General features: G+C 63.0%; 32 protein-coding genes. 30 read left to right on the plus strand and 2 right to left on the minus strand.

Features of this window, described 5'->3' with window-relative positions; translation table 11 throughout:
• Nucleotides 1–451 precede the first annotated feature (451 nt).
• The 23 genes from rpsJ (at nt 452) to map (ending at nt 13,012) form a co-directional block, all read left to right on the plus strand.
• Nucleotides 452–760 (plus strand): 30S ribosomal protein S10, encoded by a 309-nt coding sequence (gene rpsJ, locus ACTIIH_RS07635; RefSeq protein WP_009379191.1) that lies wholly within the window; start codon nt 452–454, stop codon nt 758–760.
• 11 nt (nt 761–771) lie between these two features.
• Nucleotides 772–1,446, plus strand: coding sequence for a 50S ribosomal protein L3 (gene rplC, locus ACTIIH_RS07640; RefSeq protein ID WP_025777931.1), 675 nt, complete (start codon nt 772–774; stop codon nt 1,444–1,446).
• Between the two features lie 5 nt (nt 1,447–1,451).
• On the plus strand, nt 1,452–2,105 hold the full coding sequence (rplD, locus tag ACTIIH_RS07645) for a 50S ribosomal protein L4 (RefSeq protein WP_025777930.1): 654 nt from the start codon (nt 1,452–1,454) through the stop codon (nt 2,103–2,105).
• Entirely contained in the window at nt 2,102–2,401 is a 300-nt protein-coding gene (gene rplW, locus ACTIIH_RS07650; protein ID WP_025777929.1) for a 50S ribosomal protein L23, read from the plus strand. The genes rplD and rplW overlap by 4 nt, the downstream gene beginning before the upstream one ends.
• Before the next feature lie 30 nt (nt 2,402–2,431).
• On the plus strand, nt 2,432–3,268 hold the full coding sequence (gene rplB, locus ACTIIH_RS07655) for a 50S ribosomal protein L2 (protein WP_025777928.1): 837 nt from the start codon (nt 2,432–2,434) through the stop codon (nt 3,266–3,268).
• A gap of 15 nt (nt 3,269–3,283) precedes the next feature.
• Entirely contained in the window at nt 3,284–3,565 is a 282-nt protein-coding gene (gene rpsS / locus ACTIIH_RS07660) for a 30S ribosomal protein S19 (protein ID WP_025777927.1), read from the plus strand.
• Between the two features lie 42 nt (nt 3,566–3,607).
• A complete protein-coding gene (gene rplV, locus ACTIIH_RS07665) occupies nt 3,608–3,994 on the plus strand; it encodes a 50S ribosomal protein L22 (RefSeq protein ID WP_025777926.1) in 387 nt (128 codons plus the stop codon).
• A complete protein-coding gene (gene rpsC / locus ACTIIH_RS07670; RefSeq protein WP_025777925.1) occupies nt 3,994–4,809 on the plus strand; it encodes a 30S ribosomal protein S3 in 816 nt (271 codons plus the stop codon). Before rplV ends, rpsC begins: the two co-directional genes overlap by 1 nt.
• 3 nt (nt 4,810–4,812) lie before the next feature.
• Nucleotides 4,813–5,229 carry a 50S ribosomal protein L16 gene (gene rplP, locus ACTIIH_RS07675; RefSeq protein WP_025777924.1) on the plus strand — a complete coding sequence of 139 codons (417 nt, stop codon included), beginning with the start codon at nt 4,813–4,815 and terminating at the stop codon, nt 5,227–5,229.
• A 2-nt stretch (nt 5,230–5,231) separates the two neighbouring features.
• A complete protein-coding gene (rpmC, locus tag ACTIIH_RS07680) occupies nt 5,232–5,483 on the plus strand; it encodes a 50S ribosomal protein L29 (protein WP_025777923.1) in 252 nt (83 codons plus the stop codon).
• The gene (gene rpsQ / locus ACTIIH_RS07685; RefSeq protein WP_025777922.1) at nt 5,483–5,770 is read left to right on the plus strand and encodes a 30S ribosomal protein S17; all 288 of its coding nucleotides are present in this window, start codon (nt 5,483–5,485) and stop codon (nt 5,768–5,770) included. The genes rpmC and rpsQ overlap by 1 nt, the downstream gene beginning before the upstream one ends.
• A gap of 145 nt (nt 5,771–5,915) precedes the next feature.
• Entirely contained in the window at nt 5,916–6,284 is a 369-nt protein-coding gene (rplN, locus tag ACTIIH_RS07690; protein WP_025777921.1) for a 50S ribosomal protein L14, read from the plus strand.
• A 2-nt stretch (nt 6,285–6,286) separates the two neighbouring features.
• Complete coding sequence (rplX, locus tag ACTIIH_RS07695) at nt 6,287–6,655, plus strand: 50S ribosomal protein L24 (RefSeq protein ID WP_025777920.1); 369 nt, start codon at nt 6,287–6,289, stop codon at nt 6,653–6,655.
• The gene (rplE, locus tag ACTIIH_RS07700) at nt 6,655–7,224 is read left to right on the plus strand and encodes a 50S ribosomal protein L5 (RefSeq protein ID WP_025777919.1); all 570 of its coding nucleotides are present in this window, start codon (nt 6,655–6,657) and stop codon (nt 7,222–7,224) included. Before rplX ends, rplE begins: the two co-directional genes overlap by 1 nt.
• Before the next feature lie 67 nt (nt 7,225–7,291).
• On the plus strand, nt 7,292–7,690 hold the full coding sequence (gene rpsH / locus ACTIIH_RS07705) for a 30S ribosomal protein S8 (protein WP_025777918.1): 399 nt from the start codon (nt 7,292–7,294) through the stop codon (nt 7,688–7,690).
• A 17-nt stretch (nt 7,691–7,707) separates the two neighbouring features.
• Nucleotides 7,708–8,244 (plus strand): 50S ribosomal protein L6, encoded by a 537-nt coding sequence (gene rplF, locus ACTIIH_RS07710; protein ID WP_025777917.1) that lies wholly within the window; start codon nt 7,708–7,710, stop codon nt 8,242–8,244.
• 2 nt (nt 8,245–8,246) lie between these two features.
• Complete coding sequence (gene rplR, locus ACTIIH_RS07715) at nt 8,247–8,627, plus strand: 50S ribosomal protein L18 (protein WP_025777916.1); 381 nt, start codon at nt 8,247–8,249, stop codon at nt 8,625–8,627.
• Nucleotides 8,624–9,307, plus strand: coding sequence for a 30S ribosomal protein S5 (gene rpsE / locus ACTIIH_RS07720; RefSeq protein ID WP_025777915.1), 684 nt, complete (start codon nt 8,624–8,626; stop codon nt 9,305–9,307). Before rplR ends, rpsE begins: the two co-directional genes overlap by 4 nt.
• Nucleotides 9,307–9,489 carry a 50S ribosomal protein L30 gene (gene rpmD / locus ACTIIH_RS07725; RefSeq protein WP_025777914.1) on the plus strand — a complete coding sequence of 61 codons (183 nt, stop codon included), beginning with the start codon at nt 9,307–9,309 and terminating at the stop codon, nt 9,487–9,489. Before rpsE ends, rpmD begins: the two co-directional genes overlap by 1 nt.
• A gap of 1 nt (nt 9,490) precedes the next feature.
• Nucleotides 9,491–9,943, plus strand: a complete 453-nt coding sequence (gene rplO / locus ACTIIH_RS07730; protein ID WP_025777913.1) for a 50S ribosomal protein L15 — start codon at nt 9,491–9,493, stop codon at nt 9,941–9,943.
• A 318-nt stretch (nt 9,944–10,261) separates the two neighbouring features.
• Nucleotides 10,262–11,563: a preprotein translocase subunit SecY gene (secY, locus tag ACTIIH_RS07735; protein WP_441451323.1), complete on the plus strand. Its 1,302-nt coding sequence runs from the start codon at nt 10,262–10,264 to the stop codon at nt 11,561–11,563.
• Between the two features lie 49 nt (nt 11,564–11,612).
• The gene (locus ACTIIH_RS07740) at nt 11,613–12,179 is read left to right on the plus strand and encodes an adenylate kinase (protein WP_101555472.1); all 567 of its coding nucleotides are present in this window, start codon (nt 11,613–11,615) and stop codon (nt 12,177–12,179) included.
• Nucleotides 12,176–13,012: a type I methionyl aminopeptidase gene (gene map / locus ACTIIH_RS07745; protein WP_101555473.1), complete on the plus strand. Its 837-nt coding sequence runs from the start codon at nt 12,176–12,178 to the stop codon at nt 13,010–13,012. The genes ACTIIH_RS07740 and map overlap by 4 nt, the downstream gene beginning before the upstream one ends.
• A 36-nt stretch (nt 13,013–13,048) precedes the next feature.
• On the opposite strand, the gene ACTIIH_RS07750 is transcribed toward map, so the two are convergent.
• A complete protein-coding gene (locus ACTIIH_RS07750) occupies nt 13,049–13,288 on the minus strand; it encodes a hypothetical protein (RefSeq protein ID WP_101555474.1) in 240 nt (79 codons plus the stop codon).
• A gap of 79 nt (nt 13,289–13,367) precedes the next feature.
• Between ACTIIH_RS07750 and ACTIIH_RS07755 the strand changes: the two genes are divergently transcribed.
• A complete protein-coding gene (locus ACTIIH_RS07755) occupies nt 13,368–14,252 on the plus strand; it encodes a PaaX family transcriptional regulator (RefSeq protein ID WP_101555475.1) in 885 nt (294 codons plus the stop codon).
• A 33-nt stretch (nt 14,253–14,285) separates the two neighbouring features.
• Here the strand turns inward: ACTIIH_RS07755 and ACTIIH_RS07760 are convergent, their stop codons facing one another.
• Nucleotides 14,286–15,431: a MalY/PatB family protein gene (locus ACTIIH_RS07760; RefSeq protein WP_101555476.1), complete on the minus strand. Its 1,146-nt coding sequence runs from the start codon at nt 15,429–15,431 to the stop codon at nt 14,286–14,288.
• 368 nt (nt 15,432–15,799) lie between these two features.
• Here ACTIIH_RS07760 and infA point away from each other — a divergent pair, with 368 nt between their 5' ends.
• The 6 genes from infA to rplQ all read left to right on the plus strand — a co-directional run bounded on the left by infA (nt 15,800) and on the right by rplQ (nt 18,946).
• Nucleotides 15,800–16,021: a translation initiation factor IF-1 gene (gene infA, locus ACTIIH_RS07765; protein WP_025777906.1), complete on the plus strand. Its 222-nt coding sequence runs from the start codon at nt 15,800–15,802 to the stop codon at nt 16,019–16,021.
• Nucleotides 16,022–16,079: 58 nt separating this feature from the next.
• Nucleotides 16,080–16,193, plus strand: coding sequence for a 50S ribosomal protein L36 (rpmJ, locus tag ACTIIH_RS07770; RefSeq protein WP_009884960.1), 114 nt, complete (start codon nt 16,080–16,082; stop codon nt 16,191–16,193).
• A 214-nt stretch (nt 16,194–16,407) separates the two neighbouring features.
• Complete coding sequence (gene rpsM / locus ACTIIH_RS07775; RefSeq protein WP_025777905.1) at nt 16,408–16,776, plus strand: 30S ribosomal protein S13; 369 nt, start codon at nt 16,408–16,410, stop codon at nt 16,774–16,776.
• A gap of 51 nt (nt 16,777–16,827) precedes the next feature.
• Nucleotides 16,828–17,232 (plus strand): 30S ribosomal protein S11, encoded by a 405-nt coding sequence (gene rpsK, locus ACTIIH_RS07780; RefSeq protein ID WP_025777904.1) that lies wholly within the window; start codon nt 16,828–16,830, stop codon nt 17,230–17,232.
• A 152-nt stretch (nt 17,233–17,384) separates the two neighbouring features.
• A complete protein-coding gene (locus ACTIIH_RS07785; RefSeq protein ID WP_025777903.1) occupies nt 17,385–18,383 on the plus strand; it encodes a DNA-directed RNA polymerase subunit alpha in 999 nt (332 codons plus the stop codon).
• A gap of 23 nt (nt 18,384–18,406) precedes the next feature.
• A complete protein-coding gene (gene rplQ / locus ACTIIH_RS07790; protein ID WP_101555477.1) occupies nt 18,407–18,946 on the plus strand; it encodes a 50S ribosomal protein L17 in 540 nt (179 codons plus the stop codon).
• The last annotated feature ends 174 nt before the right edge of the window (nt 18,947–19,120 follow it).

The raw sequence follows: 19,120 nt of genomic DNA on the forward strand, positions 1-19,120 counted from the left end.
GTCATTTCCAGCCGGTGTCGTCAGTGCTCGATCGGACGGTGCAGGTGGATGAGCAGCCGAGGGGCGCGGAGCGCGAGGCGAGAACAGAAGTGCCTCACTGAATCCTTGAGAGTTCCCTCACAGGCACGGTCCCCGGAATTGCGCGGGTGAAGTGCTCTATGACAAGATAGTGAAGTTGCGTTTCGGGCGTTGACCCCTGCACTGCGGTAGTGATACCGCGAACAGCCCGAAACACTATCGGATCGATGAATCTGCACCATGCGGGTTCGGACCGAGCAGCCAATGAGTAGAAGCGCCGTCGGCGCCTGCGGTGAAGTGAGATCTTCTCCGGTAGGAATAGCCGACACGCCCGACCTCGGGGGTCGGTCATGGTCAGCCGGCACAGACGGCAGTGAGCCTTCGAGCCTCTGCGAGTTGATGGCCGGAAGCAACTAAAGAAAGAGACGACGCCATGGCGGGACAGAAGATCCGCATTCGGCTCAAGTCGTACGACCACGCTGTGATTGACAGTGCCGCACGCAAGATCGTGGACACCGTCACTCGCGCTGGCGCGACTGTAGTGGGCCCCGTGCCGTTGCCAACGGAGAAGAACGTGTACTGCGTCATCCGTTCGCCGCACAAGTACAAGGACAGCCGTGAGCATTTCGAGATGCGCACGCACAAGCGTCTGATCGACATCGTCGACCCGACGCCGAAGGCGGTCGATTCGCTGATGCGCCTCGACCTCGCTGACGACGTCAACATCGAGATCAAGCTCTAAGGGAGGCAGCAATGGCGAACACTCGTTCATCCGCTCTCCCGACCACCAGCAAGGTCAAGGGCCTGCTGGGAACCAAGCTGGGCATGACCCAGGTCTGGGATGAGCAGAACAACCTCGTACCGGTGACCGTTGTGGCCACCGGAAACAACGTCGTAACTCAGGTCCGCAACGAGGAAACCGATGGTTACCCCGCTGTGCAGATCGCATTCGGCGAAATCGATCCTCGCAAGGTCAACAAGCCGACTGCAGGCCACTTCGAAAAGGCCGGTGTGACCCCACGCCGTCACCTGGTCGAACTGCGCACTGCAGATGCTGCTGACTACGAGCTCGGCCAGGAACTCGGCGTCGACACGTTCGAAGCCGGAATCAAGGTCGATGTGACCGCGAAGACCAAGGGCAAGGGAACCGCCGGTGTCATGAAGCGTCACGGCTTCGCCGGTGTCGGTGCCTCCCACGGTCAGCACCGCAACCACCGCAAGCCAGGTTCGATCGGCGGAGCCGCAACACCTGGTCGCGTGTTCAAGGGTATGCGCATGGCCGGCCGTATGGGCGCTGTCAAGCACACCACCCAGAACCTCACGATCCATGCCGTGGACAACGAGAACAACTTCCTGCTCATCAAGGGCGCCGTTCCCGGCCCCAAGGGTGGAGTCGTCCTCGTTCGCTCGGCCGTGAAGGAGGCCTGAACGTAATGACTGATGTCAAGACAGTCGACGTCATCGATGCCGCTGGTGCCAAGGCCGGTTCGGTTGATCTGCCCGCCGAGGTCTTCGGCGTGCCGACCAACGTGCCCCTGATCCACCAGGTCGTCGTTGCACAGCTGGCTGCGGCCCGTCAGGGCACGCACAAGACGAAGACCCGCTCCGAAGTTCGCGGTGGCGGTCGCAAGCCCTACCGCCAGAAGGGAACCGGCAACGCCCGTCAGGGTTCGATCCGCGCTCCCCAGTACAACGGCGGCGGAATCGTGCACGGACCGGTCCCGCGCGACTACTCGCAGCGGACCCCGAAGAAGATGAAGGCCGCCGCTCTGCGCGGAGCCCTGTCCGACCGCGCACGGCTCGATCAGGTCTTCGTGATGAAGAACCTGGTCACCGGCGACGCCCCGTCGACCAAGCAGGCGAAGGCCGCACTGGCCGGCCTGTCCGAGCGCAAGAACACTCTCGTGGTGCTCGAGCGTGACGACGAGCTCACCTACCTGAGCGTGCGCAACCTGCCCCACGTTCACGTGCTCACCTCCGATCAGCTCAACACCTATGATGTGCTGCTCGCCGATGACATCGTGTTCACCGAGGCAGCTCTTGCCGCGTTCCTGAGCGGAAACCGCAAATCGGAGGACGCATCATGAGTCTGAACTTCAAGGACCCGCGCGACATCATCGTCGCTCCGGTCGTCTCGGAGAAGACCTACAGCCTGATGGACGAAGGCAAGTACACCTTCCTCGTCGACCAGGACTCGAACAAGACCGAGATCAAGCAAGCCATTGAAACGATCTTCGATGTGCAGGTTGCCAAGGTGAACACCCTGAACCGTCAGGGCAAGCGCCGCCGCACCCGCACCGGTTGGGGAAAGCGCAAGGACACCAAGCGTGCCATCGTCGCCCTCAAGGACGGATCGATCGACATCTTCGGTGGATCGCTCTAAGCGATCCTTCGTCAAAGAAGGACAAGACTCATGGGAATCCGTAAGCACAAGCCGACGACCCCGGGCCGCCGTGGCTCGTCGGTCGCCGACTTCGTCGAAGTGACCCGGTCTACACCGGAGAAGTCGCTTCTGCGCCCGCTGCCCAAGCGCGGCGGCCGCAACAGTCAGGGACGCGTGACCACTCGCCACCAGGGCGGCGGTCACAAACGTCAGTACCGTGTCATCGACTTCCGCCGCCATGACAAAGATGGCGTTCCGGCGAAGGTCGCACACATCGAATATGACCCGAACCGTACGGCTCGCATCGCTCTGCTGCACTACGCAGACGGAGAGAAGCGCTACATCATCGCCCCGCAGAACCTCAAGCAGGGCGCACAGGTGGAAGCCGGTCCGGGTGCAGACATCAAGCCGGGCAACAACCTTGCCCTGCGCAACATCCCGGTCGGCACTGTCGTGCACGCAGTCGAAATGCGTCCCGGCGGCGGTGCCAAGATCGCTCGTTCTGCCGGTTCGTCCGTGCAGCTCGTGGCGAAGTACGGCCGTTTCGCACAGCTGCGGATGCCCTCGGGCGAAATCCGCAACGTCGATGCGCGCTGCCGTGCGACGATCGGCGAGGTCGGCAATGCCGAGCAGTCGAACATCAGCTGGGGCAAAGCAGGCCGCATGCGTTGGAAGGGCAAGCGCCCGACCGTCCGCGGTGTCGTGATGAACCCGATCGACCACCCGCATGGTGGTGGCGAGGGCCGTACTTCGGGTGGTCGTCACCCAGTCAGCCCGTGGGGTCAGTTGGAGGGCCGCACACGCCGGCCGAACAAAGAGAGCGACAAGTACATCGTGCGCCGTCGCCGGACCGGCAAGAAGCGCTGATTGGAGTACTGACTTATGCCTCGTAGCCTCAAAAAGGGTCCTTTCGTCGACGAACACCTCTTCCAGAAGGTGGCTCGTCAGAACGAGAAGAACACCAAAAATGTCATCAAAACCTGGTCTCGTCGCTCGATGATCATCCCGGACTTCCTGGGACACACCATCGCAGTACATGACGGACGCAAGCATGTCCCCGTCTTCATCACTGAGTCGATGGTCGGACACAAGCTCGGCGAGTTCGCACCGACACGGACGTTCCGTGGCCACGAAAAGGACGATCGCAAGGGGCGCCGCCGCTGAGGCGGGGCACTCTTTCGATCCTAGAGAAGAGAGAAGGAAGCGATGGAAGCCAAGGCTAAGGCGCGTTACCTGCGCGTTACGCCTCGCAAGGCTCGGCGCGTCATCGACCTCATTCGTGGTCAGCAGGCGACCGAAGCACTTGCAGTGTTGAAGTTTGCAGAACAGTCGGCATCAGATCCGATTTACAAGCTCGTGGCCTCCGGCATCGCCAATGCGCGTGTCCGGGCCGACGAGGAAGGCGTTGCGTTCGACGAGAACGAACTGGTCATCTCCGAAGCCTTCGTGGACGAGGGGCCGACCATGAAGCGGTTCCGTCCGCGTGCCCAGGGCCGCGCTTTTCGCATCGAGAAGCGCACCAGCCACGTGACAGTGGTCCTGGCCAGCGGTGACGACCTGCCTCAGCGCAAGAGCCGGAAGGGGAACCGCTAATGGGCCAGAAGATCAATCCGAATGGATTCCGACTCGGAATCACCACGGATCACAAGTCGAAGTGGTTCGCTGACTCGACCAAGCCGGGGCAGCGCTACCGCGACTACGTGCTCGAAGATGTCAAGATCCGCCAGATTCTGAACACCGGTCTCGAGCGGGCCGGCATCTCGAAGGTCAACATCGAGCGCACGCGTGACCGTGTTCGCGTCGACATCCACACCGCACGTCCGGGCATCGTCATCGGCCGTCGCGGAGCCGAAGCGGACCGCATCCGCGGTCAGCTCGAAAAGCTCACCGGCAAGCAGATTCAGCTCAATATCCTTGAGGTGAAGAACCCCGAGGTCGACGCACAGCTCGTCGCTCAGGGTGTTGCCGAACAGCTCGCCAGCCGCGTGGCCTTCCGCCGTGCGATGCGCAAGGCGATCCAGAGCGCGCAGCGCGCAGGTGCCAAGGGCATCCGCGTGCAGTGCTCCGGCCGCCTCGGCGGTGCTGAGATGAGCCGGTCCGAGTTCTACCGTGAAGGTCGTGTGCCGCTGCACACCCTGCGCGCGAACATCGACTTCGGCGTTCACGAAGCCCACACCACTTTCGGACGCATCGGCGTCAAGGTGTGGATCTACAAGGGCGACATGACCGACAAGGAGCTTGCCGCCGAGCAGGCCAAGGCTCCTGCTGCTCGTGGCCCGCGTGGCCGTGGGCGCGGTCGTGGAGGCCGCGGACGTGGTCAGGAAGGCGCACCGCGCCGAGGCGACCAGGCCCGTAATACTGAGAACAGTGCCGAAGCCCCCGCGGCTGAGGCCGGATCGGAGGGCTGAGAAATGCTGATCCCTCGTCGAGTGAAATTCCGCAAGCAGCACCACCCCAACCGGGGCGGCGCCGCCAAGGGAGGCACGACGGTGTCCTTCGGTGACTACGGCATCCAGGCTCTCGAGCCGGCTTATGTCACCAACCGTCAGATCGAGGCCGCACGTATTGCCATGACCCGCTACATCAAGCGCGGCGGCAAGGTGTGGATCAACATCTACCCTGATCACCCGCTGACGAAGAAGCCTGCCGAGACCCGCATGGGTTCCGGTAAGGGTTCGCCGGAGTGGTGGATCGCCAATGTCAAACCCGGTCGAGTCATGTTCGAACTCGGCGGTGTGTCCGAGGAAGTTGCTCGCGAGGCCCTGCGCCTGGCGATCCACAAACTTCCGCTGAAGGCCCGTATCGTGGCCCGCGAAGGTGGTGAGTGAGAATGGCTATCGGTTCGAAGAACCTTTCCATCGACGCGCTTGACGGTTACGACAACGAGCGTCTGCAGGAAGAGCTCAAGAAGGCCAAGGCCGAGCTGTTCAACCTGCGTTTCCAGTCGGCCACCGGTCAGCTGGAGAGCCACGGTCGCCTCAAGGCCGTGCGTCGCGACATCGCTCGTATCTACACCGTGCTCAACGAACGGGAGCTGGACATCCGTCCGAACCCCGCTGATGCCAAGGAAGAGAGCAAGTGATGGCGGAGACCACGAATACCGAGGCCACTGCTGCGGAACGCAACTCCCGCAAGACCGCACGTGGTTACGTCGTATCCGACAAGATGGACAAGACCATCGTCGTCGAGGTTGAGGAGCGCATGAAGCACCGCCTCTACGGCAAGGTCATGCGCAAGTCGGTCAAGTACAAGGTTCACGACGAAGAGAACACCGCCGGCATCGGCGACCTCGTCCTCGTGGCCGAGACGCGGCCCCTTTCGGCCGCGAAGCGTTGGCGGCTCGTCGAAATCGTCGAACGCGCCAAGTAGTCAACGCCACCCCACCCACCCGGTCCCGCCCGCGGCCTCCTGCAGGCCGCGGGCGGCTACCGGGAACGGGGTGAAATGTCAATGAATCCGTTCCGCAAGGCTCACGCTCAAGGCGTGAGAACCAGCGCGACGACAGGAGAAAATAGTGATTCAGCAAGAGTCGCGACTCAAAGTCGCCGACAACACTGGCGCCAAGCAGATCCTGGCAATCAGGATCCTGGGTGGCTCCGGTCGGCGCTACGCCTCGATCGGTGACACCATCGTGGCAACCGTCAAGGATGCGATCCCGGGCGGAAACGTGAAGAAGGGTGACGTCGTCAAGGCCGTCATCGTTCGCACTGCCAAGGAACGTCGTCGTCCCGACGGTTCGTACATCAAGTTCGATGAGAATGCAGCCGTCATCCTCAAGAACGATGAGGAACCGCGCGGCACCCGTATCTTCGGGCCCGTGGGACGCGAACTCCGCGACAAGAAGTTCATGAAGATCGTCTCCCTGGCACCGGAGGTGTTGTGAGCATGGCGAACAAGCTCAATATCAAGAAGGGCGACCTCGTCCAGGTCATCGCCGGCGCTCGGCAGTCCCGTGGTGGCGATCGTGGCAAGCAGGGCAAGGTCCTTGCCGTCTACCCCGAACGCAACCGCGTCCTCGTTGAGGGCGTCAACCGCGTGATCAAGCACAAGAAGGCTACGCAGACTCAGGCCGGCGGCACCGCTGGTGGCCGTGAGACCCACGAAGCCCCCATCCACGTGTCCAACGTGGCGCTCGTTGACCCCAAGGACAACAAGCCCACCCGCGTCGGATACCGCGAGGAGAGCGTCGAGCGCGACGGTCGCACCAAGACCGTTCGGGTTCGCTTCTCGCGTCGCACCGGGGAGGAGATCTGATGACGGAAACAACCACCAGCCGTCCCGCACCGCGTCTCAAGCAGATTTACCGCGAAGAGATCGTTGCGAAGCTGCAGGAAGAGTTCAACTACGCCAACCCCATGCAGGTTCCCGGACTGACCAAGGTCGTCGTGAACATGGGTGTGGGTGACGCAGCACGCGATTCCAAGATGATCGAAGGCGCGATCAACGACCTGACTCTGATCACCGGTCAGAAGCCCGTCGTGACCCGTGCCCGCAAGTCCATCGCACAGTTCAAGCTGCGCGAAGGTCAGCCCATCGGCGCCCACGTGACCATGCGTGGAGCTCGGATGTGGGAGTTCATCGACCGCGTCATCACTCTGGCACTGCCGCGTATCCGCGACTTCCGTGGACTCTCGGATCGTCAGTTCGACGGACACGGCAACTACACCTTCGGCCTCACGGAACAGTCCATGTTCCACGAGATCGACCAGGACCGGATCGACCGTGTCCGCGGTATGGACATCACCGTCGTCACCACCGCGGCAACCGACGATGAGGGACGTGCACTGCTGCGTCACCTCGGGTTCCCGTTCAAGCAAAAATAATCGCTACGTTGCAGGTCCAAGCACAGCATGTGGGCGGAAACCGTAACGAGGAAGGGCACGTGCCCAAATGACAATGACTGATCCAGTCGCAGACATGCTTACGCGTCTGCGCAACGCCAACTCGGCTTATCACGAGGACGTCAGCATGCCGTTCTCGAAGCTCAAGTCGAACATCGCCGAGATCCTCAAGACCGAGGGCTACATCACCGGCTGGAGCGTCGAAGACGCCGAAGTCGGCAAGACGCTGCTCCTGGACCTGAAGTTCGGACCCAACCGGGAACGTTCGATCGCCGGCCTGCGCCGTGTGTCGAAGCCGGGACTGCGCGTCTACGCGAAGTCCACGAACCTGCCCAAGGTTCTCGGCGGCCTCGGCATCGCCATCCTGTCGACCTCGTCAGGTCTCCTGACGGACCGTCAGGCCGCCAAGAAGGGTGTGGGTGGGGAAGTCCTCGCCTACGTCTGGTAAAGGAAGGAGAGAAGAACATGTCACGTATTGGCAAGAACCCGATCTCCGTTCCCAGCGGCGTCGAGGTCAAGGTCGACGGCCAGGATGTCGCCGTCAAGGGACCTAAGGGCGAGCTGTCCGTCACCATCGCCGAGCCGATCACGGTCTCGCTCGAAGACGGTGTCATCACAGTGGCCCGTCCGGACGAGGAGCGCGAATCGCGTTCGCTGCACGGACTGTCCCGTACGCTCATCAACAACATGATCGTCGGTGTGACCGATGGCTACTCCAAGGCCCTCGAGATCGTCGGAACCGGTTACCGTGTCCTGGCCAAGGGATCGAACCTCGAGTTCGCCCTCGGCTACAGCCACCCGATCGTCGTCGAACCGCCGGAGGGAATCTCCTTCAGCGTCGACGGCCAGACCAAGGTCGCTGTCCACGGAATCGACAAGCAGCTCGTCGGTGAGACGGCTGCGAACATCCGGAAGCTGCGTAAGCCCGAGCCTTACAAGGGCAAGGGCGTGCGCTACGCCGGCGAAATCGTCCGTCGCAAGGTCGGAAAGGCTGGTAAGTAAAGATGGCCTTTGGCAAGAAGGAAAGCTACGGCAAAGGCAGGGCAGCTGCTCGCAAGCGTCGTCACGCTCGACTGCGCAAGCATGTCAGCGGCACGACCGAGCGCCCTCGCCTCTCAGTGACTCGCTCCACGCGCCACGTCTTCGTCCAGGTCATCGACGACACCGTCGGCAAGACCCTGGTTTCGGCCTCCACCATGGAAGCCGACCTGCGGACATTCGAAGGCGACAAGACCGGCAAGGCCCGCAAGGTGGGCGAGCTGGTTGCTCAGCGTGCCAAGGACGCCGGAATCGAATCCGTCGTCTTCGACCGTGGAGGCAATGCCTACCACGGCCGTGTGCAGGCAATCGCCGAAGGTGCCCGTGAAGGAGGATTGGCCCTATGAGCACTGAAGAGAACAAGGAACAGCAGGCAGCTGCTGAGACCCGCACCGACAACAGCGGTGACCGTTCTTCCCGTGGCCGCGGCCAGGGCGGACAGGGCGGTCAGGGTCGCGGACGCGGCGAAGGTCGCGGACGCGGCGGTCGCAACGACCGTGAAGACAAGAACCAGTTCATCGAACACGTCATCACGATCAACCGCGTGTCGAAGGTCGTCAAGGGCGGACGTCGGTTCTCCTTCACGGCTCTCGTCGTGGTCGGCGACGGCGACGGCATGGTCGGCATGGGCTACGGCAAGGCGAAGGAAGTTCCTGCCGCCATCGCCAAGGGTGTCGAGGAAGCGAAGAAGAACTTCTTCCGCGTTCCCCGCATCCAGAAGACCATTCCGCACCCGATCCAGGGCGAGGAGGCTGCAGGCGTCGTCCTGCTGCGTCCGGCCGCTCCGGGTACCGGAGTCATCGCCGGTGGACCCGTCCGTGCGGTCCTCGATGCGGCAGGCGTCCAGGACGTCCTGTCCAAGTCGCTGGGCTCGGCGAACGCGATCAACATCGTGCACGCCGCGATCGCCGCGCTGAAGGGCCTCGAGCGTCCGGAAGAGGTTGCGGCTCGCCGCGGCCTGCCCGTCGACGAGGTTGCTCCGCACGCACTGCTGCGAGCAGCCGCTGAAAGTGGGGCGAAGTCCTGATGGCAAAGCTCAAGATTACTCAGCGCAAGTCCGCAATCGGATACCGTCAGAGCCAGCGCGACACGCTGCGTTCGCTCGGTCTCAAGCGGACCAACGACGTTGTGGTGCAGGAAGATCGCCCCGAGATCCGGGGAATGATCAACGCTGTCCGCCACATCGTGACTGTGGAAGAGGTCGATTGATATGTCGAACAACGACTCGCTGAAGCTGCACGATCTGCGCCCTGCCCCGGGAGCCAAGACCGCCAAGACCCGCGTCGGTCGTGGTGAGGCTTCGAAGGGCAAGACCGCCGGACGCGGAACCAAGGGCACGAAGGCCCGCTACCAGGTTCCGCACGGCTTCGAGGGCGGCCAGACTCCGATGCACATGCGTCTGCCCAAACTGCGTGGATTCAAGAACCCCGCCAAGGTGGAGTTCCAGGTTGTCAACCTCGACAAGCTGTCCAGCCTGTTCCCCGAGGGCGGAGACGTCACCGTCGCCGACCTCGTGGAGAAGGGCGCTGTGCGCGCAAAGCAGCCCGTCAAGGTTCTCGGCACCGGTGAGATCACCGTGGCCCTGAACATCACTGCAGACAAGTTCTCCGGCTCCGCAGCCGAGAAGATCAAGGCTGCAGGCGGAAGCGCCAACGAGGCCTGATCCGTTCCCCGCGGACGGTATCCCGGCCTCATCGCCGGAATGGGGGCGGCCACTTCGGTGGCCGCCCCCTTCTGCATGCTCGCAACTGTCACGGCGGCGAGCATCGCTCCGCCGCGAGCACACCGGTGAGAGTCCATGACGATGCCACCTCGAACCGAGCCCCCGAGACCTCTCGGACAGCGCCTGAAACTCAGGCCGCAACGGGCTTCGCCGGTTTCGGCCTGGAGGGCATACCCTGGTAGTCTTTTGCAGGTATTTGTCTCAATCGCCAGGTCGCGACCACGACTCTGACTTTTCATCCCCCAACGAGGAGGACGCTTGATCGGCGCAATCCGGAGGGCCTTCAGAACGCCCGACTTGAGGAAGAAACTCCTCTTCACCCTGGGCATTCTTGTCATCTTCCGACTCGGCTCGTTCATTCCCTCGCCTGGCATCGACTACACCAAGGTGCAGGAATGCGTGGCTTCGCCTCAGCTCAATGAGGGCGGATTCGCCATGATCAACCTCTTCAGCGGCGGCGCGCTGCTGCAGCTGTCGATCTTTGCTCTGGGCATCATGCCCTACATCACCGCGAGCATCATCGTCCAGCTGCTGCGCGTGGTCATTCCGCGCTTCGAGGCTCTTCACAAGGAAGGAGCCTCGGGTCAGGCGAAGCTGACTCAGTACACTCGCTACCTGACCATCGGCCTCGCGATCCTCAACTCGACGACTCTCGTTGCGACCGTCCGCTCCGGGGCACTGTTCGGAAAGGTCGAAGGCTGCCAGGACCTCATCGCCAACGACACCTGGTGGGGCATCGCCGTCCTCGTGCTGACGCTGACCGCAGGCACTGGCCTGATCATGTGGCTGGGCGAACAGATCACCGAGCATGGCGTCGGCAACGGAATGTCGCTGCTCATCTTCACCTCCGTCGCATCGGCGTTCCCGTCCTCGCTCGGCGCGATCTTCCGTGAGCAGGGCGTCGACATCTTCCTCATCGTCATGGCAGTCGGTCTCGTTCTCGTCGCTCTCGTCGTCTTCGTCGAGCAGTCGCAGCGCAGGATTCCCGTCCAGTACGCCAAGCGCATGGTGGGCCGTCGGATGTTCGGCGGAACCTCGACCTATATCCCGATCAAGGTGAACATGGCCGGTGTCATCCCCGTCATCTTCGCCTCTTCGGTTCTCTACCTGCCGAGCCTGATCTCGCAGTTCTTCGATCCCGAGTCGAAGTGGGTCGAATGGATCAACACCTACTTCACCCGCGGTGATCACCCGATCTACATCACCGTGTACGCACTGCTGACGATCTTCTTCGCTTACTTCTACGTGGCCATCACCTTCAATCCTGAAGAGGTCGCGGACAATATGAAGAAGTACGGCGGCTTCATTCCCGGCATCCGTGCCGGTCGCCCGACTGCCGAATACCTCAGCTTCGTACTCAGCCGCATCAACTTCCCCGGCTCGCTCTACCTTGCCTTCGTCGCCCTCATCCCGCTGATCGCGCTGGTGCTCATCAATGCCAATCAGAACTTCCCGTTCGGCGGCACCTCCCTGCTGATCGTCGTGGGCGTCGGCCTCGAAACGGTCAAGCAGATCGACGCACAGATGCAGCAGCGCCACTACGAGGGTCTGCTGCGCTGATACGACCGGACGCTGACGTTCAGCGGACATCCCATTGGAAGGACATCTTATGAGTTCACGCATCATCCTGATCGGCCCTCCCGGCGCCGGCAAGGGCACCCAGGCCGCCCGCCTGTCCGAGGCGCTCGGCATCCCAGCCATCTCGACCGGAGACATCTTCCGGGCGAATGTGAAGGGTGAGACCGAGCTGGGCAAGCTGGCGAAACGCTACATGGATGCCGGCGAATACGTGCCCGACGAGGTCACGAACTCGATGGTCGCCGACCGTCTGGCACAGGACGATGCAGCTGTCGGGTTCCTCCTCGACGGATACCCCCGCACCAGTGCCCAGGTCGATGAGCTCGATCGGATCCTCGCAGCCGAGGACACAGCCATCGAGCACGTCGTCGAACTCACGGCCGACACCGACGAGGTCGTCGCCCGCCTGCTCGCGCGGGCTCAGACCGAGGGCCGCAGCGATGACAGCGAAGACGTCATCCGCCACCGTCTCGACGTGTACGAAGAGCAGACGCAGCCGCTGACCGATATCTACCGCAGCCGCGGACTGCTGCGCCAGGTCGACGGCCTCGGCGACGTCGACGACATCACCGAACGCATCCTGTCGTCCATTCGATGATCTTCGGACCGCGTATCGAGCTGAAGACTCCCGCGGAGCTTGAGCTCATGCATCGGGCCGGGCAGCTGACACGGCAAGTGCTGTCAGCAGCCCGGTCCGCGGCCGTTCCCGGGGCCACCACGGCCGAGGTGGACGCCGCCGCCGAGGCGGTCATCGACTCCGCCGGGGCACGGTCGAACTTCAAGGGCTATCAGGGATTTCCTGCGGTCGTGTGCATCTCCGTGAACGAGGAGATCGTCCACGGCATCCCGGGGCCTCGTGTCCTCCACGCCGGCGACATCGTCTCGATCGACGGCGGTGCGATCGTCGACGGCTTCCACGGGGACTCCGCGCTGACGATGATCGTCGGCGGCGACGAAGCGGGCACGGCCGCCGACCGTGAGCTCTCAACCGCCACCGAGGCGGCCATGTGGGCAGGCATCGCGGCGTTCGCAACGGGCACGAAGGTCAGCGACATCGGAGACGCCATCGATGACTTCGTCTCCGAGTCCTTCCCCCACCTGGGTCTCGTCGAGGAGTTCACCGGACACGGGATCGGCACCTCCATGCACATGGCTCCAGAGGTGCTCAACTACCGTGCGCGTTCGAACGGCCCGAAGATCAAGCCCGGAATGTGCCTGGCGATCGAACCGATGCTCACCACCGGCGGCGCGGATACGCGCACCCTTGCCGATGACTGGACAGTCGTCACGGCAGACGGCTCACGGGCGAGCCACTGGGAACACAGCGTGGCTCGCCACGATGGGGGAGTCTGGGTACTCACAGCCGCCGACGGTGGAGCGGCCGGATTGGCACCGTTCGGAATCACTCCCGTGCCTCCGAACGGCATCTGAGGGGAGATCCGCGGGGGAGGGGGCCCGAGCCCGAACTCAGGTGGCCGCCATCTGCCTCCTCAGGGTCGACCTGCCGACGAAGTAGACGGCGGCGAAAGTTCCGGACGCCGCCATCAGCCCGAGCGCGAACATCCATGTTGCGGTCTCGGCGATGGTGAACCCGAAGATCTGGAACGCGCAGAAGGCGATGAAGGCCGTGATGGCCCCCGCCAGCATTCCCGATGTGCGGGACATCTGGTACGCGCGCTGATCGATTGAGTGCTTCTCGTCATCCATGTTGTGGCTCCTCGTCGCTTCGCTGCGATCTCGGTCCTTGTCGGCACCGATCCTTGTGTTTTCACGGTAGGATCTGGCCATGACGAGTGTCCACGATGTCCCGAAACGTCGGACAGATGTGGGCGATCGCTATCGGATGACACGTATCGCCTTCGATGTGATCTCCGCTTTCGGGTGTCTGCAGGCGAGTGGACTGCCGGGGCCCGTCATCGTCAGTGTGCTGGGTGAGCACGGGTATTCTTCCTCGAGCGTGCACAATCAGCTCGTGCGAATGGTCCAACGAGGCATCATCAGCAGTGAGCGTTTCGGGCGGGTCTCCGTCTACCGCCTGAGCGAACACGTCCTCTCGGACTTCGGCGACATCGCAGGCGACCATGTCTTTCCGGACTACGAGGGTCGCTTCCACACTGTTGTGTATTCCGTTCCGGAGTCCTCGCGCGGTCTGCGGGACCGACTGCAGTACATTGCCCAGAGCTTGGGATACAGGCAGCTGAGGCCGGGAATCCTCATCGGCTTCGCAGACCGGTCCGCTCAGCTGTCGGCGCGGCTGCCCGAGATGTCGGGTCCCAGCTGGTCCGAGGCGGGAGAGCTGACACCCGACTCCACGGCCGCGGCTCGCAGGATGACGACTCGGGCCTTCGAACTCGATGCCGCTCTCGCCCAGCTGCCTGAATTGGAGCAGCGCATGAACGCACTGACCTCGGGCGGATCAGCGCCGGGAACCGGATGCCCGGAGCTGAGCTTGAGAGGCTTCTTCGATCTGTACTTTGACATCGCGCGTGCCGTGATGACCCACCCGCTGCTGCCCGAAGCCCTCGTCGACGGCACTCAGCCGGCCGTGCGGTTCCGCGCTCTCATGCAGCAGTGCAATCTCGAGTACTATCTGCGCTTCGATCAGCAGATCCGCGAGTGTGCGGGAGCCAGCTCCTCTTTCGACCTCATCGAATGGCTGCCCGAGCACTGAGCCGCCGAAGAACAACGTGCCTCGGGACGGGGCTCAGAGGATCCGGGCGATCCTCTCGACCGCCTCGGTGAGCAGAGGACGGGGGAGGGCGAAGTTGAACCGGATATGCCCGGCCCCGACCTCACCGCACAGGCGACCCTCGGTCACGGCCACCTCGGCGCGGGAACGGATGATAGCGGACAGACCCGACTCCAGGCCGTAGCCGCGCAGATCCAACCACGCCAGATACGTGCCTTCGGGTTCGATGTAGGCGGCCCCCGGCAGCAGCGAGCCGACGAGATCGGTGAAATGATCGCGGTTTGCCTTGAGGTAGCCGTTGACCTCGCTCAGCCAGTCGCTCGAGCGGGTGTATGCGGCGGTCGTCGCCAGGATTCCCGGGTTCGAGGCGGCACCGGAGACGAACTGCCCCTTCTCGGCCCAGACATCACGGTCGGCAGAAGAGGTGAGGATGAGCTGAGCGCATTTGAGGCCGGGGATGTTGAAGGCCTTCGACGCGGCCGTCGCGGTCGCGGTGTGCGCGGCGGTCGCCTCGGTGAGGGCGGCATACGGGATGTGCCGTGCGGGGGCATAGACGACGGGAGCATGGATTTCGTCGGAGAACACCCGGGCTCCTGCGTCCTCGACGACGTCCGCGAGTGCCGACAGCTCGGCCTCGGTGTAGACCTTGCCGATCGGATTGTGCGGATTGCACAGAACGAATGTCGCACCGGGCGTCAGGGCAGAGGCGATGGCGTCGAGATCGAGGGACCAGCCGGATTCCGACCGCAGCATCGGAACTTCGATGAGTTCGCGGCCGGTCACCCGCGCGACGTCGAAGAAGGGCATGTAGGCCGGTGTCGGCAGCACGATCGGGGTGTCGGGCGGGGTGAGGTGGGTGAGCACGCCGAGGAACGCGGCCAGCACATCACTGGCCGGTTCGATGTGGCCGACGGGGATGCGCCAGCCGTAGTGCTCGGAGCAGAAGCTCGAGGTCGCTGTCTTCAGATCGGCGACGAGATCGGCGGGAGCGTAGCCGTAGAGGTCGCGGTCATCGATGGTCTGCAGCGACTGACGCACTGCAGGAGCGACCCCGAAGTCCATCTCGGCGATGAAGGCTCCGATGGAACCGGGGAAGGACGACCACTTGCGCCCGCCCTTCGTGACCAGGGACTCCTCGGTGATGGCATCGAAATCGGACATCTGTGTACTCCTCTTCGGGGACTGCGTCGGGGGCGGTTCTCACGCTAGCAGTCGCGTCGGTGAACGTCGGGTGCATTCGACCTCAGCCGTCACGGGAGCGGTCGGCCGCCTCGGCGAGGATGGAATTGTAAGGGACTTCACGCCCGGAAGCGAACACCGTGTGGAAGAATCTTTCCCCGTAGTGTAGGGTTGATGATTGGTCTGTTCTCATTCAACTCACCCTTTTTCAGTTGTGGGCGGCTTCTGCCATCCACATCTTTTCATGTGGTGACGAGGACGGCAGGCCGAGGGGTCACCGGCACTGAGTCGGTGATACACGATTACGTCGAACGCGAAGGTTTCGCGGGAATACGAGGTTAGCGAACGATATGGCCAAAAAAGAAGGGGTCATTGAGATCGAGGGCACCGTTGTCGAGGCTCTGCCGAACGCATCGTTTCGGGTCGAGCTGAGCAACGGGCACAAGGTGCTCGCACATATCTCCGGAAAGATGCGACAGCACTATATCCGCATCCTTCCCGAGGACCGGGTCGTCGTGGAGCTGTCTCCATACGATCTCTCGCGCGGACGAATCGTTTACCGCTACAAGTAAGGATCTTCGATCATTCGCGTCCTGTCCTGCCGGGCAGGGACCGAAAGAAGGAAAAACGATGAAGGTTAAGCCCAGCGTCAAGAAGATCTGCGAGAACTGCCAGATTACCCGCCGTCACGGTCGGGTCATCGTCATCTGCTCCAACCCGCGCCACAAGCAGCGCCAGGGCTGAGCAGCTCGTTCTGAGCAGATCGAGGCTCCTCCGAGAGGGGCTTCAGCAGCACCACACCCGCGCAGACCTCGCCATCTGCGTTCGGACCCGCGAGAAGTGAGAGCTTCGGCGGAACGGACACAGGACGATACCTCCGGTCGGGGGCCGGAGACCTTGGGAGACCAAGGACAGGTCTGCATCAGCACCTCCGAAACAACAACAGGAGACAGTACCCATGGCACGACTTGCCGGAGTCGACATCCCGCGTGAAAAGCGTGTGGAAGTCGCCTTGACTTACATCTATGGTGTGGGCCGCACCCGTGCGCGCCAGACCCTGACCGAAACGGGAATCAGCCCTGATACCCGTGTGAAGGACTTGAGCGACGCAGAGCTCGTCCAGCTGCGTGACTACATCGAGGGCACATTCCAGGTTGAGGGTGACCTCCGTCGTGAGGTGGCCGCCGATATCCGCCGCAAGGTCGAAATCGGAAGCTATGAAGGCCTGCGTCACCGCCGCGGTCTGCCGGTTCGCGGTCAGCGGACCAAGACCAATGCGCGTACCCGCAAGGGACCCAAGCGCACCGTGGCCGGTAAGAAGAAGTAACACGCTCACCCGGTTGGCCAGCGCCAACCACCTCGATCAGGAGTAGGACATATGCCTCCCAAGTCACGCGCCGCTACAGTGCGCAAGCCTCGCCGCAAGCTGAAGAAGAATATCGTTGCCGGCCAGGCTCACATCAAATCAACCTTCAACAACACCATCGTGTCGATCACCGATCCGACCGGTGCTGTCATCTCCTGGGCCTCCTCAGGTGAGATCGGCTTCAAGGGTTCGCGCAAGTCGACCCCGTACGCCGCTCAGATGGCTGCTGAATCGGCTGCTCGCCGGGCGCAGGAACACGGCCTGAAGAAGGTCGACGTGTTCGTCAAGGGACCGGGCTCGGGCCGCGAGACGGCCATCCGTTCGCTGCAGGCCGCCGGCCTGGAACTGGGAACCATCCAGGATGTCACCCCCGTTCCGTTCAACGGCTGCCGTCCCCCCAAGCGCCGCCGCGGCTGATCCTTCCGTGGAACTGCAACGGATGACGGGCACTTGTCCGACATCGGTCGCAGAACGGATTCCCAGATAACCCGAACCGTTCTTCATGGCCTCAGAGCCATGACGTGCAGTGCGAACGTCATATAGCGGATGTTCGCTGAAAGGAAGCCCACGTGCTCATTGCACAGCGCCCAACGCTCACGGAAGAAGTCGTCTCCGATAACCGCTCACGGTTCGCCATCGAACCGCTCGAGCCCGGATTCGGCTACACCCTCGGCAACTCGCTTCGCCGGACCCTGCTGTCCTCGATCCCTGGTGCCGCCGTCACGTCCATCCGGATCGACGGAGTGCTCCACGAGTTCAGCACCGTACCGGGAGTCAAGGAGGATGTCACCGAGTTCATCCTCAACCTGAAGTCCCTGGTCGTATCGTCCGAATTCGACGAACCGGTCGTCGCCTACCTGCGCAAGCAGGGACCCGGCACCGTGACCGCTGCCGATGTCTCTGCTCCCGCCGGGGTCGAGATCCACAATCCGGACCTGCACATCGCCACGCTGAATGGTGAGGGGCGTCTGGACATGGAACTGACCATCGAACGTGGACGCGGATACGTTTCGAGCGCTCAGAACAAGAACGCGGATGCAGAGATCGGCCGGATCCCGGTCGATTCGATCTACTCCCCGGTTCTCAAGGTCACCTACAAGGTCGAAGCCACGCGTGTCGAACAGCGCACCGACTTCGACCGACTGGTCCTCGACGTCGAAACCAAGCCCTCGATGACCCCGCGCGATGCCATCGCATCTGCGGGCAAGACCCTGGTCGAACTCTTCGGCCTGGCTCGAGAGCTCAACGTCGAAGCTGAAGGCATCGAGATCGGACCCTCGCCTGTGGACGCGGCACTGGCCGCCGACCTGGCGCTGGCGATCGAAGATCTCGACCTGACCGTGCGCTCCTACAACTGCCTCAAGCGCGAAGGCATCCACACCGTCGGTGAGCTCGTTGCTCGCAGCGAAGCCGATCTGATGGATATCCGCAACTTCGGTTCGAAGTCGATCGACGAGGTCAAGGCGAAGCTCAACGAGCTCGGCCTGAGCCTCAAGGACAGTCCTGCCGGCTTCGAAGCCGGACTCGTTGATGAGGACCAGTCCTACGTCGAAGACGAACAGTACTGATTAAGACCTAGGAGTAACTGACAATGCCAACCCCAACCAAGGGTCCCCGCCTCGGCGGATCGCCCACACACGAGCGCATGATGCTCAACAACCTGGCAGCCCAGCTGTTCGAGCACAAGCAGATCAAGACGACCGTGACCAAGGCCAAGCGCCTGCGCCCGGTTGCCGAGCGCATGATCACGAACGCCAAGAAGGGTGACCTGGCCGCACGTCGTCGCGTGCTCGGCCAGATCTCCGACAAGTCGATCGTGCACGAGCTCTTCACCTCGATCGCCGAAACGATGGCCGAGCGTCCCGGTGGATACACCCGGATCACCAAGATCGGTCCTCGCCCCGGCGACAACGCCCCGATGGCCGTCATCGAACTGGTCCTCGAGCCCTACTCGCCGAAGCAGGCGACCGTGAAGGAAGCCGAACAGGCCACCGCCGCTGCCGCTCCGGCTGAAGAGGCACCGGTTGAGGCCGAGGTCGTCGACGAGGCGCCCACCGAGGACGCCGCTGTCGAGGCCGATGCTGTCGAGGCTGACGCCGAGACCGCTGACGAGGCTGCCGAGGAGAAGTAAACTCCTCGACCGACTCTCGGCCGGGATCTGCCGAGCCGTGAGTCAGACACGTCGGGGGGGGCCCCGCCCACGGGGCCCCCCCCCCAGTCTTGACCCCGGGGGGGGCGGGCGCCACCGGCGGGCAGGCCCCCGCCGCGGGGGGAGTGGGGGAGCACCGGGCTCGCCCCCCCCGCG

Source organism: Brevibacterium sp., assembly GCF_052105255.1.
In the GTDB taxonomy this organism is placed as follows: Bacteria; Actinomycetota; Actinomycetes; order Actinomycetales; family Brevibacteriaceae; genus Brevibacterium; species Brevibacterium linens_B.